Origin of the sequence: Mycobacterium sp. GA-0227b, from assembly GCF_001499855.1 — a bacterium.
Classification (GTDB): Bacteria; Actinomycetota; Actinomycetes; order Mycobacteriales; family Mycobacteriaceae; genus Mycobacterium.
The window spans coordinates 413,342-428,841 of sequence record NZ_LQIK01000023.1; the positions used below are offsets into that span (position 1 = coordinate 413,342).

Sequence of the window (15,500 nt, forward strand, 5' to 3'; positions counted from 1 at the left end):
GATGGACAACTGGCAGTACCTCCTCGTGCTGGCCGCCTGCCTCACGATCACGGCGCCGTTGGAACTGCTCGGCGAAGGGGTTTACCGGCAGGCGCGGCGGGCCGCCGCCGCGGTGCTCCCCGTCGCGGCGGTGTTCGTACTCTGGGATGCCATCGCGATCGCCGCCGACGTGTGGACGTACAACCCGCAATACGTCACGGGTATCGACGTCCCGGGCGTGATGCCCGTCGAGGAACTCCTGTTCTTCGTGGTGATCCCGCTGTGCGGCCTACTGACCTACAACGCCGTCGACACCATACTGGGCTGGCTGCAACGGATGCGGAACCGAGCGGAGCGCGTGAAGTGATCGGACTGGGATACACGGTGCCCGCCGTGCTGGCGGTTATCGCGGTCTGTGCAATGGAATTGGGCGTTCTGCGGACCGGACTGTTCCGCAGACCGGCGTACTGGATCTCGATGGTCATCGTGACGGGTTTCCAGATCCCGGTCGACGGCTGGCTCACGAAGTTGAGCGCACCCATCGTCATCTACGACGAGAAGCACACCAGCGGGATCCGCTTTCCGTTCGACATCCCGGTCGAAGACTTCCTTTTCGGATGGGCCATGGTCACCGCGGTGCTGCTGCTGTGGGAGCGGCAGCGGCTACGCGCACAAAGAAAGGACGTGTCGTGAAGGTCGGTGCGGGACGTCATTCCGAAGACCCCTGCGATGTTCCGGCCGCATTCGACGACGGCGCACCGGCGTATGACACGCTGGTCGACTCCAATCCGGGATACCACGCGCACCTTCGGATCTCCGCACAGCGGATGCGGTTACCCGACGCCGGCCGCGGGCTACGCCTGCTCGACGCCGGGTGTGGCACCGGCGCATCCACCGCCGCGCTGCTGTCCGTGGCGCCGCACGCGCAGATCGTGGGCGTGGACGGCTCGCAGGGCATGCTTGCCGAGGCGCGCGCCAAGCGGTGGCCCTCGACGGTCCGATTCGTACACAGCCGCATCGAAGACCTCGCCGCCGCCGGTGTCCACGGGCCCTTCGACGGTGTCTTCGCCGCCTACCTCGTGCGCAACCTGCCCGACCCCGACACCCAGCTGCGCGAGTTCCGTTCCCTGCTGCGGCCGGGCGCGACGCTGGCGGTGCACGAGTACTCGGTGCGGGACTCACGGCTGGCCACCGCGGTGTGGAACGCCGTCTGTGCCGCGATCATCATCCCGAGCGGTCGGCTCCGCAGCGGTGACGCGTCGCTATACCGGTATCTGCGCCGCAGCGTGAACCGCTTCGACGGTGCCGCCGAGTTCCGTAACCGGCTGCGCCGCAACGGGTTCACGGCGGTACGCAGCGAGACGATGCCGGGCTGGCAACGCAACATCGTGCACACCTTCCTCGCCGAGGCCCCCCGATGACCGATCCGCGCCGCGTGACGCACGCCGCCCCGACCGGCTCTCCCGCCGCGGCCGCGCTGCCGGACAGACCGCAAGTGGTGGTCGTCGGCGCGGGCATCGCCGGTCTGGCTGCGGCCACCGGGCTGGCCGAACGCGGGGTGCGCGTAGACGTCCTCGAACGCGAGCCCTACCTCGGTGGGCGCGTCGGAAGCTGGACCGAGTCGCTCGAAGACGGCACGCCGGTGGCCATGAACCGCGGCTTCCACGCATTCTTCCGGCAGTACTACAACTTGCGAAACCTGCTGCGGCGCATCGACCCTGCGCTGCGAATGCTCAGCCCCGTGCTGGACTACCCGCTCGTCGATGCGCACGGCCGGTGCGATACCTTCCGCGGTCTGCCCCGCACCCCACCGTTGAACGCGCTGGCCTTCGCGCTGCGCAGCCCGACGTTCCGCTTGCGAGACCTGGCGCGGCTCAACGCGCGCGCCGCAGCACCGTTGGCCGCGGTCACGGTGCCCGGGATCTACCACGAGCTGGATCACCTCGATGCCGACACTTTCCTGCGCGACATCAACTTCCCCGAGCCCGCACGCCATCTGGCCTTCGAGGTGTTCTCGAGAAGCTTCTTCTCCGAGCCGGCCGAGCTCTCCGCCGCGGAGCTGGCGACGATGTTCCACATCTACTTCCTGGGTTCCAGCGAAGGTCTCGTCTTCGACGTCGCCAACGCCAACTTCGATGCGGCACTGTGGAACCCGTTGCGTGCTTATCTGGATTCACTGGGCGTTCGCGTACACACCGGCGTGTCGGCGACCGAGGTGCACGGCGGGGCCCGGTTCGTGGTGCGTACGGACGGTGGAGCCCGCATCGAGGCGGACGGGATCGTGCTCGCGACCGACGTGGCGGGCCTGCAGCGCATCGTCGACGGCTCGCCTGCCCTCGGCGACGTCGAATGGCGGTCCCGGATCGCCGCGATGCGTACCGCCGCACCGTTCGTCGTGCAGCGACTGTGGCTGGACCGGCCGGTGAATCCGGACCGCGCCGCGTTTCTCGGGACGGGCGGGCGACCGCCGCTGGACAATGTCAGTGTGCTGGAGAGATACGAGCGCGAGGCCATGAGCTGGTCCCGCAGCACCGGCGGCTCGGTGGTGGAGTTGCATTCGTACGCGGTGACCGACGGGTCGGCCGACGTACGCGAGCACCTACCGGCGCGGATGCGCGAACTGTATCCCGAGACCGCCGGCGCCACCATCGTCGGTGAGCGGGTGCTGTGCCGTCAGGATTGCCCACGTTTCGCCCCCGGTGACTTTGCGCGCCGCCCGACCGTCGCGACACCGCAGGCCGGTTTGGTGTTGGCCGGCGACGGAATTCGCGTCGACCTGCCTGTCGCGCTGATGGAGCGTGCCGCCACCACCGGATGGACGGCGGCCAATCTGCTGTTGAAGCGCTTCGGCCTCACTGGACACGATCTGCACACCGTGCCGACCCAGGGTCGCTTCGCACCGTTGCGGCGTCTGGCCGAAAGGCAGCACACATGAGCATGTTCGCGGACCTGAAAGCCCGGTTGGCGAAAACCACGCCGTTCGAGGTACTTTCACGCACCCCGTGGTCCGGGCAGCGGCCCACCTACCGCGACGCCGAAGCGGCGGTCATCCAGTCCGCGCTGCGGCGCTCCCAGCGCAGGCCCAGCGGCAACTGGTACGCGTTCGCGGCCAGCGACACCATCGACAAACGGCCGATCGGTGCCACCGTCGGTGGTATCGAACTGGTCGCGTGGCGGGCCCGAGGCGGTGCGCTCGCGGTCGGTCCCGCGGCCTGCCCACACCTCGGCGCGGACCTCTCGACGGGCACCAACGACTGCGGAACGTTGATCTGCCCGTGGCATGGTTTGCGCTTCGACGGCGCCCGGACATGGAGTTGGCGGCCCTATCCGACGCATGACGACGGGGTGCTCGCCTGGGTTCGACTCGACGCGCTAGGCGGTGAAAAACCCACGGCGGCACCGCTATTGCCGAAGCGTCCGCGGGGACCACACCTGTCCGCGGTGACCCGGCTGGTCGGCACCTGCGAACCCCGCGACGTGATCGCCAACCGGCTCGACCCTTGGCACGGGGCGTGGTTCCACCCTTACTCCTTCACGCGACTCGAGGTCCTTTCGTCGCCGGCCGCCGACGACGAACTGCCGGGGGAGGCGGACCGCTTCCTGGTCGCCGTCACATTCCGGATCGGCCGTCTGGGTGTCCCCGTGATCGCGGAGTTCAGCACTCCGGAGCCGCGAACCATCGTCATGCGAATCATCGACGGCGAAGGCGCGGGCAGCGTGGTGGAGACACACGCCACTCCGCTCGGGACCGCCGGCGACGGTTCGGCCCGCACCGCGGTGATCGAAGCGGTCATCGCGCACTCCGACCGTCCCGGCTTCATCCATGCGTTGCGCGGCGCACCGTTGATCACCCCGTTCATGCGACGCGCGGCCACGCGGTTGTGGCGCGACGACCTCGCCTACGCCGAGCGGCTCTATCGTCTCCGTCAACTCTCTTGAGTCGGTTTTGCATCGATTTTGTCGGGTATCCGCGCCTGATGAGCACAAACATCGGCAAGGGCGACAAGGTTCAGTGGAAGAGCCACGGCAACACCGTGACCGGGACGGTCGAGGAGAAGATCACCTCGGACACCGAGGCCGCGGGCCGCACCGTGCGCGCCGACTCCGACAATCCGCAGTACCGGGTACGCAGCGACAAGAGCGGCCGAGACGCGGTGCACAAGCCGGAATCGCTGAAGAAGAAGTAGCGCCGTGGCCGACACAGCGAGGCGCTACTTTCTCAGGAACTGGGCCACTCCCCATGCACGTAGCGCTCGTCGAGTAGCGGTATCTGGTCCATGGCCCACGGACTGATCGACCACGGCAGCCCGACGGCCGAGCGAAGCTGCCTCCAGGAGACCCACATCCATTCCATGACCTCGTCCGGATCGGGTCGAAGCCGGTCGTCGCAGCGGGCGAAGAACACCGGGCAGATCTCGTTCTCGACGGTGCCGTCGGCGGCCACCGCGCGATACCGGAAGTCGGGCAGCACGCAGACCAGCGAATTGATCGACACGCCCAATTCCTGTGCGGCGCGGCGGCGCACCGCGTTCTCGACCTGCTCCCCCGGCGCCGGATGTCCACAAAACGAGTTCGACCACACCCCCGGCCACGTCATCTTTCCCAGGGCACGACGGGTCAACAGCACGTGGCCGTCCGCGTCGAACAGGTAACAGGAAAATCCGAGGTGCAGGGGGGTCGCGGCATGATGGACGGTCGTCTTGGCGGCGCTGCCGATGTGGCGGCCGTCCTCGTCGAGCAGCACAACGGACTCATCCGTCGTGGCGGTGGTCGATGCTGACACCTCGAATACATACCCAGAATGGGGCTAACCGACGCGAAGTCGATGCGCAGGCGTCACGGGCCCGGTACGCAGCACTTCACCGCCTCGCGCAGGCTGTGCACGCGCACGCCCGGCTTCACCGCGGACACGGCCTCCCACCCCGGTCCGCCGAGCAGTACCACCGCATCAGCGGCCACCGCCCCAACCATGTCCCCGTCGGCGGTATCGGCGGTCTGCGACCACAACATCACCGTGACGGGCGGCCGCACCCGCGCGATCGCGTCGGTCAGCGCCGAAAGTGGAACGTCCGCGCCCAGTGTCAGCGCACCGTGTCCACGTTCCCCGAGCGCAGCGCGCAATGCCTCGAGCGGCAGTGCGTGCGTCTCTCGCGAGGTGCACGCCAAGACCACCGACGTCGACGTGTCGAGCGGCGCGAGCGGCTCCCGCTGCAGCGCCCGCGACACCGCCCAAGACAGCGCGTGCTCGACGTCGATACAACCGCCGCTCGCATCCTGTCTGGCAACGATTGTCGCGAACGCCGGCCGAACGATCAGGTCCCACGTATCGAGTACGCCGAAGTGATGCAGGTGCGACTCCAGCAGCCGGCCCAGCGCAACGTGGTCGAGTTCGAACGCGGCCGCCAACAACGAGTCGACGTCGCCACGTGGGGGCAGAACGGATTCCATCGCCAGCCGCGCCGCGCTGCGCGCGCTCGTGCCCTGGCCCATCAGCTCGTGCATGTGCCGCACGACCACGACGTCGTTCTCGCTGTAGAGCCGATGCCGGCCGGGCCGGTGGCGCGAGGGCCCCACGCCGTAGCGCTGACTCCAGCTGCGCAGCGTCGCCGTTGGGACACCGACACGTTCGGCTACCACACGGACGGTGTACCTGGGCTCGTCAGCGTCGTCCATCGGGCTTTCCACTGCGGTTTCGACCTCGTCACAGTAAACCCGTCGGCGAACTCAACGCACAACCGATGCAGCGATTCGTCTTCTGGATATTGCGGGGCCGCGAAGGGGGTAACTGTAGCGACATGAGCGATCAGGGCAAGGATCACAACAGCCGTCCCGAGGGAGTCGACGACGCGACGGTCGAGGCGGTCGGCGCCCTGTCGGAGGCGCTGGAGTGGGTGGAACGCGCGCGCGGCGAACTGTATTCGTTCCATCAGCTGATGGGCCGGGCCGATGTTCTGCTCGGCGAGGCCTGCGACAAACTGCGCGACGCCGGTCACGCGGCGGTCGCCGACCGACTTCAGGACGATCTCGTCGGTCGCAATGTGCTCCACGGCCGCTGGACCTTTCAGATCGTCGAGGAGTTCGACGACTGCTACTGGTCGGTGTTCCGCGACCACGAGCGCATGGTGCGCGACGAGCTACAGCAGGGCCGCAGACATGTATACGAGTCCGAAATGAAGGAGCGGCGCCGGACCCACGGCAAGCCGGGTCACGAACGCCGTCCCAACGAGTGATTTGTGGAGTCTTGGCGGCGCTCACCGCCGCTGCGGCTCCACAAATCGCCGCTACGCCGTCTCGGTGATCGGCCGGTCCACCCAGCTCATCAGGTCGCGCAGCTTCTTGCCGGTGACCTCGATCGGGTGCTCGGCGTTCTTCTTGCGCAGCCCTTCGAGTTCCTTGTTGCCGCCCTCGACGTTGGCGACCAGCTTCTTGACGAAGGTGCCGTCCTGAATCTCCTTGAGGATGTCGCGCATCCGGTCCTTGGTGTCCGCGTCGATGACCCGCGGACCCGACAGGTAGCCGCCGAACTCGGCGGTGTCGGACACCGAGTAGTTCATCCGCGCGATGCCGCCCTCGTACATCAGATCGACGATCAGCTTGAGCTCGTGCAGCACCTCGAAATACGCCAGCTCGGGCGCGTACCCGGCCTCGACCATCACGTCGAAACCCGTCTTGACGAGTTCCTCTGTGCCGCCGCACAACACGGCCTGCTCGCCGAACAGATCGGTTTCGGTCTCGTCCTTGAACGTGGTCTTGATGACGCCGGCGCGGGTGCCGCCGATGCCCTTGGCGTACGACAGTGCCAGCGCCTGGCCCTCGCCCTTGGGGTCCTGGTCGATCGCGATCAGGCACGGCACGCCCTTGCCGTCGACGAACTGGCGCCGCACCAGGTGGCCGGGGCCCTTCGGGGCGACCATGCCGATGGTGACGTTCGCCGGCGGCTTGATCAGGTCGAAGTGGATGTTGAGGCCGTGGCCGAAGAACAGCGCGTTGCCGTCGGAGAGGTTGGGCTCGATGTCGCGGGAAAAGATCTCGGCCTGAGCGGTGTCGGGCGCCAGCAGCATGATCACGTCGGCCCACTTGGCCACCTCGGCAGGCGTGTCGACCTCGAGACCCTGCTCGCTGACCTTCTCGCGTGACTTCGATCCCTCTTTGAGGCCCACCTTCACCTGCACGCCGGAGTCGCGCAGGCTCAGCGAGTGCGCATGACCCTGGCTGCCGTAGCCGATGACGCCGACCTTGCGGCCCTGAATGATCGACAGGTCCGCGTCGTCGTCATAGAACATCTCTACTGCCACTGAATTTCCTTATCTCTCACCTGACGGGGCTTACTTGGTGGTGGCGATCCCGCGGGGACCGCGGGACAGCGACACCACTCCGGACTGTGCGATCTCCCGAATTCCAAAGGGCTCCAACACCCGTAGTAGCGCCTCGAGCTTCTCGGGCGTGCCGGTCGCCTCGATCGTCAACGACTCCGTCGACACGTCGACGACCTTGGCCCGGAACAGGTTCACCGCCTCGATGACCTGACCGCGGGTCGACGCGTCGGTGCGCACCTTGATCAGTGCAAGCTCACGGGAGACCGAGTTCTCTTCTTCCTGCTCAACGATTTTGATCACATTCACCAGCTTGTTGAGCTGCTTGGTGATCTGCTCGAGAGGCGCTTCCTCCACGCTGACGACGATCGTCATCCGCGACATGTTCTTCTGCTCGGTCGCTCCGACCGCCAGGGACTGAATGTTGAAACCGCGCCGCGAGAACAGCGACGCGACCCTGGCCAGCACGCCGGGTTTGTCCTCGACGAGCACCGATAACGTCTGCGTGGTGGTGCTCATGCGTGTCCTTCTTCCGGATCGTCGAACAGCGGACGGATACCGCGAGCGGCCTGGATCTCGTCGTTGCTGGTGCCCGCCGCGACCATCGGCCACACCTGGGCGTCCGCGCCGACGATGAAGTCGATCACCACCGGACGGTCGTTGATCTCACGCGCCTGCCTGATCACATCCTCGACGTCTTCGGCTCGCTCACAACGCAATCCGACGCAACCCAGCGCCTCGGCCAGCTTGACGAAGTCGGGGATGCGACGGCTGTGGGTGGCCAGATCCGTTTGGCTGTACCGCTCTTCGTAGAACAGCGTCTGCCACTGCCGCACCATGCCGAGGTTCCCGTTGTTGATGACCGCGACCTTGATCGGCGCGCCCTCGACAGCACAGGTGGCCAGCTCCTGGTTGGTCATCTGGAAACAACCGTCGCCGTCGATGGCCCACACCTCGGCCTCCGGCCGGCCGAACTTGGCCCCCATCGCCGCGGGCACGGCGTAGCCCATGGTGCCGAGCCCGCCGGAATTGAGCCACGTCTTGGGGTTCTCGTAGGAGATGAACTGCGCGGCCCACATCTGGTGCTGGCCGACGCCTGCCACGTACACCGCCTCCGGCCCGGCCATCTTGCCCAGCGTCTCGATCACGTACTCCGGCGACAGGCTGCCGTCGCTCTGCGGCCCGTAACTCAACGGGTAAGTCGCCTGCACGCCGCGCAGATACTCGAGCCAGTTGTCGATGTGGATAGCGCCGATGATGCCGTCCCGGTGCAGGGCCGCGATCAGCTCGACGATCACCGCCTTGACGTCACCGACGATGGGGACGTCGGCGTGGCGGTTCTTGCCGATCTCGGCCGGGTCGATGTCGGCGTGAATCACCTTGGCCTCGGGCGCAAAGGAATCCAGCCTGCCGGTCACCCGGTCGTCGAAGCGGGTGCCCAGCGCGATCAACAGGTCGCTGCGCTGCAGCGCGGCCACCGCGGACACCGTGCCGTGCATCCCCGGCATGCCCACGTTCTGCGGATGGCTGTCAGGGAACGCCCCGCGCGCCATCAGCGTGGTGACGACGGGTATGCCGGTCAGCTCCGCGAGTTCCAGCAGCTCGGGGCTGGCCTCGCCGCGGATCACGCCGCCGCCGACGTAGAGCACCGGCTTGCGGGCCGCCGCGATCAGCTTGGCGGCCTCGCGGATCTGGCGGCTGTGCGGTTTGGTGTTGGGCTTGTAGCCGGGCAGGTCGACGCGCGGCGGCCAGCTGAACGTGCACTGGCCCTGCAGGACATCCTTGGGGATGTCGACGAGCACCGGACCGGGGCGGCCCGACGAGGCGATGTGGAACGCCTCGGCGATCGCCTGCGGGATCTCATCGCCGCTGCGCACCAGGAAGTTGTGCTTGGTGATCGGCATCGTGATGCCGGAGATGTCGGCCTCCTGGAACGCGTCGGTGCCGATCAGTCCGCGTCCGACCTGGCCGGTGATCGCCACCACCGGGATCGAGTCCATGTGCGCATCGGCCAGTGGCGTGACGAGGTTCGTGGCGCCGGGACCCGAGGTGGCCATCATCACGCCGACCTTGCCGGTCGCGTGCGCGTAACCGCTGGCCGCGTGTCCCGCACCCTGCTCGTGACGGACCAGCACATGGCGCAGTTTCTGCGAGTCGAACAGCGGGTCGTAAACGGGCAGCACCGCCCCGCCGGGGATCCCGAAGATCGTGTCGACGTCGAGTTCCTCGAGCGATCGGATCACCGCCTGAGCACCGGTCATCTGTTGCGGCGCAAGCCGTTTGGCCGGCGTGGGCGCCGGCTTGGCCGCAGGTTTCGCGGCATGTCCATCGTCGGGCACGGTCGCCGCCGCTTGCTGCAGCGGTCGGGTGGTTGGTGCGCTCACGGTGTTCGTTCTCCTAAATCCTGGTCCGGATCCGTTTCTAGGGTCTCAAATCAGTGGTCGGGAAAGAAAAAACCCCCGACAGCTGGGCTGCTGTACGAGGGTCGCGCGTCGGTGCCGGTGGTTATGCCCGAGTAAGGGCGAGCGCGGCATCAACGCGCTTCCCAATTACTACGAGCAACCCCACGGCCTGCATAACCGTCGACCGTAGCCTCCGCACTGGTCACAGGTCAAATTGCGGCACCCCGGCGGTCGATTTCCCGGCCCGCGCAGCAGCGGTGCGAAGATGACCAGGTGAGTCCCGACGCCGTACCCGCCCCCGTCGTCATCCGAATCTCGCCCATGGCGCATTTCGCGGTGGGATTCCTGGCGCTGAGCCTGCTTTCGCTGGTTCTGGCGGGGCTGACCTGGGTGGCCGTCCTGCTGATCATTCCGATCGGACTGTCGGTCTATGTCGTGCGCTACCGGACCGTTGCCGACCGCGACACCGTCACCGCACGATCCCTGCTGGGCAGCGAGACGGTGCGATGGGACGACGTCGACGGTCTGCGGTTCGGTAAGGGTTCTGCGGCCTACGCCCATCTCAAGGACGGTAGGGACCTGCGTCTGCCGGCGGTGACGTTTGCGACTCTGCCGCTGCTGACCGAGGCCAGCGGCGGCCGCGTGCCGAACCCGTATTCGCAGGGTTAGGCGAGCGGGTTGCCGCCGTTGAACAGCACCCAGATCGCGACACCCGCGCCCGCGCCGAGCACCAGCGCACCGAACGACCCGATGAACGGCCGGCGCGCCCACCCGCGGCCGGCGTCGAACCCGTACCGGCCGGGGCCGGTGAGCACGAGAGCGGCCACCGCGCACACCAGGAACACCTTGTACTCATGCCCGTCGGTGAGGAAATCCGACAGCCGCGCCGCTTCGTGGGCCTCCATCGCGTCGGCCAGCACGCCGGTCACCAGGTAAGCCAGCGCGCCGGCGGCCGCCACCGGCGTGAACAGACCCAGGATCAGCAACACCCCGGCGGCGATCTGACCGCCGGTGGCGACGTAGGTCAGGATGTCGGCGTAGCGGAAGCCCATGTCGGACAGTTCCGCCTCCCAACCGTTGAGCCCGGGCCCGCCCCACAGGCCGAAGGCCTTCTGTAGGCCGTGGCCGATGAACAGCGCGCCGATCGCAACCCGCAACAGAAGAATGCCGAGGTCGAGGGTGCCGCGCCGGTCCGTCGCACGACCGAGCGGCTCGGGTTCGATTTCGGCCGGTTCGGCCGCGAAGCCGGTCATCGCATGCCGCCCGCCGGGCTGCACGTACGGCAGCGGCTCGGGTTCGTTGAGTAACCCGAACCCCGGCGTGCCCGAAGCGGTGCCGTTGGCGTCGTCGTAGTGCGGGATTGCGGTGGTTTCGAAATCGCCCGCGTAGTTGGCGGACGGCAGATCGTCCTCGGGATCGACCAGGCTCGCCGACACGGGCCGCCCAGCCGCGTCGTCGGGCCGCTGCCAGGCGAGTGGGTCATTGGAATGACTGGTCACGTTGCCAGCGTAAGTGCTAGTCACCCGCTAGCCGGGTATTGGCGCGGTGCTTTCGGACCTTAATTCACGAGGTCCCCGCGGCGACGTCAAACCGGTGTGCATGGCGCGTCCCGCCGAATGATCCGTAACCTGGCTCGCATGAAACTGCGCCGGCCGATGAGGGGCGTGCTCGCCGTGTTGTGCGCGGCGGCGCTCGTCGGGTCCGGGTGTGCGCGGTTCGACGACGCGCAGTCGCAACCGTTCACCACGGAGCCGAAGCTCGAGCCGGGTCCGACATCGACGCCGCCGCCCCCGCCTCCGCTGCCTCCGACGCCGTTCCCGAAGGAGTGCCCGGCACCCGGCGTCATGCAGGGCTGCCTGGAGAGCACGAGCGGGCTGATCATGCTGCCCGACAGCCAGTCGGCTCTGGTCGCCGAGCGCACGACCGGTGTGGTCAAGGAGATTTCGGTCCGGGCTGAACCCAAGGTCAAGACCACGCTACCGGTCGACGGCTCGGGTGACGGCGGGCTGATGGACATCGTGCTCTCGCCGACGTATCAACAGGATCGGCTGATGTACGCCTATGTCAGCACGCCGACGGACAACCGGGTCATCCGCATCGCCGACGGCGACATCCCCAAGCCGATCCTGACCGGCATCCCGAAGGGCGCCACCGGGAACACGGGAGCATTGATCTTCACCAGCCCCACGACGCTGCTGGTGCAGACCGGCGACGCGGGCAATCCCGCCGATGCGGCGAATCCGGACTCGTTGGCCGGCAAGGTGTTGCGCATCGAACAGCCCACCACGGTGGACCAGGCCCCGACGACGACGGCGCTGTCGGGCTTGGGCGCTGCCGGCGGCATGTGCATCGACCACTCGGACGGGTCGCTGTACGTCACCGATCGCGCGCCGTCCGGCGACCGGTTGCAGCGCATCACCAAGGACTCCAGGACGTCGACGGTGTGGACCTGGCCCGACCGTCCGGGCGTGGCGGGCTGCGCGGCGCTCGACGGCACGGTGTTGGTCAACCTCGTCAACACCAAGCAGACGGTCGCCGTGCGGCTCGCTCCCGATACCGGCGCGGTCACCGGCGACCCCGAGGTCGTGCGGCAGGATCAGCACGGCCACGCCTGGGCGCTGGCGATGTCGCCCGACGGCAACGTCTGGGGCGCGACGGTCAACAAGACGGCAGGCGACGCACAACGACTAGACGACGTCGTCTTCCCGTTGTTCCCGCAGGGCGGCGGGTTCCCGCGGCAGAACGCCGACAACACCTGATCCCCTCGCCATCGCGGGTCACGCATTCGTTCCACCGTCGACGGTGAGCACCGCGCCGGTGATGTTGGACGCGCCCGGGCCCGCCAAGAATGCGACGGCATCGGCGACATCACGGGCGGCGGCGTACCGGCCGAGCGCGCTCATCGCTCGTTGTTCGTCGGCACCGGCAGCGTCGGCGGGGTTCATGTCGGTGTCGGTCGAGCCGGGTTGCACGAGGTTGACGGTGATGTTGCGACCGCCGACGTCGCGCGCCAGGCCCTTGGTGAACCCGACGAGGGCGGCCTTGCTCATCGAATACAGCGTGACGCCCGGAAAGGGCACGCGTTCCGCCAGATTGCTGCCGATGCTGACGATCCGGCCACCGTCGGGCATGTGCCGCAGCGCGGCCTGGCTGGCCAGGTAAACCGCGCGGGCGTGGATGGCGAGCGTGCGATCGATTTCGTCGACCGAGACGTCGTCGATCGGGCCGTACGGGAAGACGCCCGCGTTGTTGACGAGGATGTCGAGCCGGCCCAACTCGGCGTTCGTCTGTTCGACGGCGGCCACCACGTCGACGGAGGCGCTGTCCGCCTGAATGGCCAGGCCGCGGCGGCCCTGCGCAGTGACCCCGTCGATCACGTCGTCGGCACGCTCCTTGAACCGGGCGTAGGTGATGGCGACGTCCGCGCCGAGTTCGGCGAGCCGAGCCGCGATGGCGGCCCCGATGCCCCTGCTGCCTCCGGTAACCAGGGCGGTCTTTCCCGACAGGTCCGACATGGCGTTCTCCTTTTTTGTGTCGTTCGATACATAATTGCCTGACGTGCTTATACTTGTCAACGATTACTTTGTCGTTCGATACAAAAGGAGGGGTGCGGATGGTGTCACGCGGCAGGCCCCGCACCTTCGACCGAACGGACGCGTTGGAGCGGGCCATGGAGGTGTTCTGGCAACACGGCTATGAAGGTGCGTCGATGACGGACCTGACGACATCGATGGGAATCAACTCACCGAGCTTGTACGCGGCGTTCGGCTCCAAGGAGGAGTTGTTCCGCGAGGCCGTCGCCCACTACGACCAGACCTTGGGCGCCGCGGCGGCCGCCGAATTGCGCGATCGGCCAACCGCGCGCGACGCCATCGCGGGGGTGCTGAGACACCACGCCGACGTGTTCTGCGATCCCGACAAACCTCGTGGCTGCATGATCGTGCTCGCCGCCACCACATGCACCGAGCGCACCCGGTCAGTGCATGAACACCTCGCGGAGTGGCGGATCGCCACCGAGGACGCCTTCCGTGCGCGCGTCGAACGCGGCATCGCAGACGGTGACGTACCCCCCGGTGCCGACGCCGCGACGATCGCCGCGTTCTACAACACCGTGAACCACGGGATGGCGATTCAGGCCCGCGATGGCGCGGACACAACCAAGCTGTCGGCGATCGCCGAAGCCGCGATCGCCGCTTGGGACAGTCTCATTGGCTGAAGCATTCGCGAACCTGCGTCCAGGGCTGTGGTTCGGCCCGGGCGAACAGCCCTCAGCGCGGTCTCGCGGTCAGGAGCAAGCAGCCAAGACCAGTTCGCGCACCCGGGCCGCGTCGGCCTGTCCCTTGGTCGCCTTCATCACGGCGCCGACGATCGCGCCTGCGGCCTGCACCTTGCCGCCGCGGATCTTCTCGACGATGCCGGGGTTGGCCGCCAGCGCCTCGTCGACGGCGGACTGCAGCGCCGAGTCGTCACGCACGACCTCGAGGCCGCGGTCCTTCATCACCTGTTCGGGTTCGCCTTCACCGGCGAGCACACCCTCGACGACCTGGCGGGCCAACTTGTTCGACAACTTGCCGTCGTCGACGAGCTTGACCACCGCGGCCACCTGCGCGGGCGTGATGGGCAGCGCGTCCAGTTCGACGCCTGACTCGTTGGCCTTCTGCACCAGGAAATTTCCCCACCATGCCCGGGCGGCGTCGCTGGACGCCCCCTGTGCGACGGTCTCGGCGATCAGATCCAGAGCTCCGATGTTGACGAGGTCGCGCATGACCTCGTCGGAAATGCCCCAGTCGTCCTGAATCCGCTTGCGCAGCAACCACGGAAGTTCGGGGATCGTGCGACGCAGCCGCTCCACCCACTCGGCGTCGGCAGCCACCGGCTCGAGGTCGGGTTCGGGGAAGTACCGGTAGTCCTCGGCGGTTTCCTTGCTCCGGCCCGGGGAGGTGTAGCCGTCCTCGTGGAAGTGTCGGGTCTCCTGCGTGACGTGTCCTCCCGAATCGAGAACCGCTGCCTGGCGGCGCATCTCGTAACGGACGGCGACCTCGACGCTCTTGAGCGAGTTGACGTTCTTGTTCTCGGTGCGGGTCCCGAACTGCTTCTGCCCGATGGGCTTGAGTGAGACGTTGGAATCGCAGCGCATCGACCCCTGGTCCATCCGTACGTCGGATACGCCCAAGCCCCGCAAGAGATCCCGCAGCGCGGTCACATACGCACGGGCGATCTCGGGAGCGCGCGCACCGGTCCCCTCGATCGGCTTGGTGACGATCTCGATCAGCGGCACCCCGGACCGGTTGTAGTCGATCAGCGAGGTCGTCGCACCCTCGATGCGGCCGGTGTCGCTGCCGAGATGGGTCAGTTTGCCGGTGTCCTCTTCCATGTGGGCCCGCTCGATCTCGACCCGCCAGGTGGACCCGTCATCGAGCGGCACGTCGAGGAAACCGTTGATCGCGATCGGCTCGTCGTATTGCGAGATCTGGTAGTTCTTCGGCATGTCCGGATAGAAGTAGTTCTTCCGCGCGAAGCGGCACCACGGCACGATCTCACAGTTCAGCGCGAGCCCGATCCGGATCGCCGACTCGACGGCCTTCTCGTTGAGCACCGGCAGCGACCCCGGCAGCCCCAGACAGACCGGGCACACCTGGGTGTTGGGCTCGGCTCCGAACTTGTTGGCGCAGCTGCAGAACATCTTGGTCGCGGTGGACAGCTCGACGTGCACTTCCAAGCCCAGCACCGGCTCGTATCGCGCGACCACGTCGTCGTAGTCAATGAGTTCGGCGGCGGCGACAGTCATGCGACCGATCCTAGTGGG

At 67.3% G+C, this 15,500-nt stretch carries 18 protein-coding genes; 10 read left to right on the forward strand and 8 right to left on the reverse strand.

The genetic code is table 11. From position 1 onward, the window contains the following. Position 1: 1 nt before the first annotated feature. The 6 genes from AU185_RS15525 to AU185_RS15550 are packed head-to-tail and all read left to right on the forward strand — an operon-like array spanning position 2 to position 4,166. Complete coding sequence (locus AU185_RS15525) at positions 2-346, forward strand: lycopene cyclase domain-containing protein (protein ID WP_059099597.1); 345 nt, start codon at positions 2-4, stop codon at positions 344-346. After that, positions 343-672 (forward strand): lycopene cyclase domain-containing protein, encoded by a 330-nt coding sequence (locus AU185_RS15530; protein WP_059099596.1) that lies wholly within the window; start codon positions 343-345, stop codon positions 670-672. The genes AU185_RS15525 and AU185_RS15530 overlap by 4 nt, the downstream gene beginning before the upstream one ends. Beyond that, the gene (locus AU185_RS15535) at positions 669-1,400 is read left to right on the forward strand and encodes a class I SAM-dependent methyltransferase (protein WP_059099595.1); all 732 of its coding nucleotides are present in this window, start codon (positions 669-671) and stop codon (positions 1,398-1,400) included. The genes AU185_RS15530 and AU185_RS15535 overlap by 4 nt, the downstream gene beginning before the upstream one ends. After that, positions 1,397-2,914: an FAD-dependent oxidoreductase gene (locus AU185_RS15540; RefSeq protein WP_059099594.1), complete on the forward strand. Its 1,518-nt coding sequence runs from the start codon at positions 1,397-1,399 to the stop codon at positions 2,912-2,914. The genes AU185_RS15535 and AU185_RS15540 overlap by 4 nt, the downstream gene beginning before the upstream one ends. Next, positions 2,911-3,918, forward strand: coding sequence for a Rieske (2Fe-2S) protein (locus AU185_RS15545; protein WP_059099593.1), 1,008 nt, complete (start codon positions 2,911-2,913; stop codon positions 3,916-3,918). Before AU185_RS15540 ends, AU185_RS15545 begins: the two co-directional genes overlap by 4 nt. A gap of 38 nt (positions 3,919-3,956) precedes the next feature. Further along, positions 3,957-4,166 carry a hypervirulence associated TUDOR domain-containing protein gene (locus AU185_RS15550; protein WP_059099592.1) on the forward strand — a complete coding sequence of 70 codons (210 nt, stop codon included), beginning with the start codon at positions 3,957-3,959 and terminating at the stop codon, positions 4,164-4,166. A 32-nt stretch (positions 4,167-4,198) separates the two neighbouring features. On the opposite strand, the gene idi is transcribed toward AU185_RS15550, so the two are convergent. Both idi and AU185_RS15560 read right to left on the reverse strand, forming a co-directional pair. Continuing rightward, positions 4,199-4,762: an isopentenyl-diphosphate Delta-isomerase gene (gene idi, locus AU185_RS15555; RefSeq protein WP_059099591.1), complete on the reverse strand. Its 564-nt coding sequence runs from the start codon at positions 4,760-4,762 to the stop codon at positions 4,199-4,201. Between the two features lie 53 nt (positions 4,763-4,815). Beyond that, positions 4,816-5,652, reverse strand: coding sequence for a MerR family transcriptional regulator (locus AU185_RS15560; RefSeq protein WP_059099590.1), 837 nt, complete (start codon positions 5,650-5,652; stop codon positions 4,816-4,818). Positions 5,653-5,774: 122 nt separating this feature from the next. On the opposite strand from AU185_RS15560, the gene AU185_RS15565 reads away from it, so the two are divergent. Then, the gene (locus AU185_RS15565) at positions 5,775-6,209 is read left to right on the forward strand and encodes a hypothetical protein (protein WP_059099589.1); all 435 of its coding nucleotides are present in this window, start codon (positions 5,775-5,777) and stop codon (positions 6,207-6,209) included. 51 nt (positions 6,210-6,260) lie between these two features. Here the strand turns inward: AU185_RS15565 and ilvC are convergent, their stop codons facing one another. From ilvC to AU185_RS15580, 3 genes are read right to left on the reverse strand one after another with little or no spacing between them, the layout of a single operon-like run. Next, the gene (ilvC, locus tag AU185_RS15570; protein WP_172800191.1) at positions 6,261-7,262 is read right to left on the reverse strand and encodes a ketol-acid reductoisomerase; all 1,002 of its coding nucleotides are present in this window, start codon (positions 7,260-7,262) and stop codon (positions 6,261-6,263) included. A 42-nt stretch (positions 7,263-7,304) separates the two neighbouring features. Next, the gene (gene ilvN, locus AU185_RS15575) at positions 7,305-7,811 is read right to left on the reverse strand and encodes an acetolactate synthase small subunit (protein ID WP_059099587.1); all 507 of its coding nucleotides are present in this window, start codon (positions 7,809-7,811) and stop codon (positions 7,305-7,307) included. Further along, positions 7,808-9,676 (reverse strand): acetolactate synthase large subunit, encoded by a 1,869-nt coding sequence (locus AU185_RS15580; protein WP_059099586.1) that lies wholly within the window; start codon positions 9,674-9,676, stop codon positions 7,808-7,810. Before AU185_RS15580 ends, ilvN begins: the two co-directional genes overlap by 4 nt. A 339-nt stretch (positions 9,677-10,015) precedes the next feature. On the opposite strand from AU185_RS15580, the gene AU185_RS15585 reads away from it, so the two are divergent. Continuing rightward, entirely contained in the window at positions 10,016-10,363 is a 348-nt protein-coding gene (locus AU185_RS15585; RefSeq protein WP_059099585.1) for a PH domain-containing protein, read from the forward strand. Here AU185_RS15585 and AU185_RS15590 read toward each other — a convergent pair. Further along, positions 10,360-11,193, reverse strand: a complete 834-nt coding sequence (locus AU185_RS15590) for a DoxX family protein (protein WP_082683907.1) — start codon at positions 11,191-11,193, stop codon at positions 10,360-10,362. The genes AU185_RS15585 and AU185_RS15590 overlap by 4 nt on opposite strands. A 138-nt stretch (positions 11,194-11,331) precedes the next feature. On the opposite strand from AU185_RS15590, the gene AU185_RS15595 reads away from it, so the two are divergent. After that, positions 11,332-12,453, forward strand: coding sequence for a PQQ-dependent sugar dehydrogenase (locus AU185_RS15595; protein ID WP_059099583.1), 1,122 nt, complete (start codon positions 11,332-11,334; stop codon positions 12,451-12,453). Between the two features lie 18 nt (positions 12,454-12,471). Here AU185_RS15595 and AU185_RS15600 read toward each other — a convergent pair whose 3' ends face one another. Then, positions 12,472-13,209, reverse strand: a complete 738-nt coding sequence (locus AU185_RS15600) for an SDR family NAD(P)-dependent oxidoreductase (RefSeq protein ID WP_059099582.1) — start codon at positions 13,207-13,209, stop codon at positions 12,472-12,474. A gap of 98 nt (positions 13,210-13,307) precedes the next feature. Here AU185_RS15600 and AU185_RS15605 point away from each other — a divergent pair, with 98 nt between their 5' ends. Continuing rightward, complete coding sequence (locus tag AU185_RS15605; RefSeq protein WP_059099581.1) at positions 13,308-13,910, forward strand: TetR/AcrR family transcriptional regulator; 603 nt, start codon at positions 13,308-13,310, stop codon at positions 13,908-13,910. Positions 13,911-13,979: 69 nt separating this feature from the next. Here AU185_RS15605 and gatB read toward each other — a convergent pair whose 3' ends face one another. Beyond that, positions 13,980-15,482, reverse strand: coding sequence for an Asp-tRNA(Asn)/Glu-tRNA(Gln) amidotransferase subunit GatB (gatB, locus tag AU185_RS15610; RefSeq protein ID WP_059099580.1), 1,503 nt, complete (start codon positions 15,480-15,482; stop codon positions 13,980-13,982). Positions 15,483-15,500 lie beyond the last annotated feature (18 nt).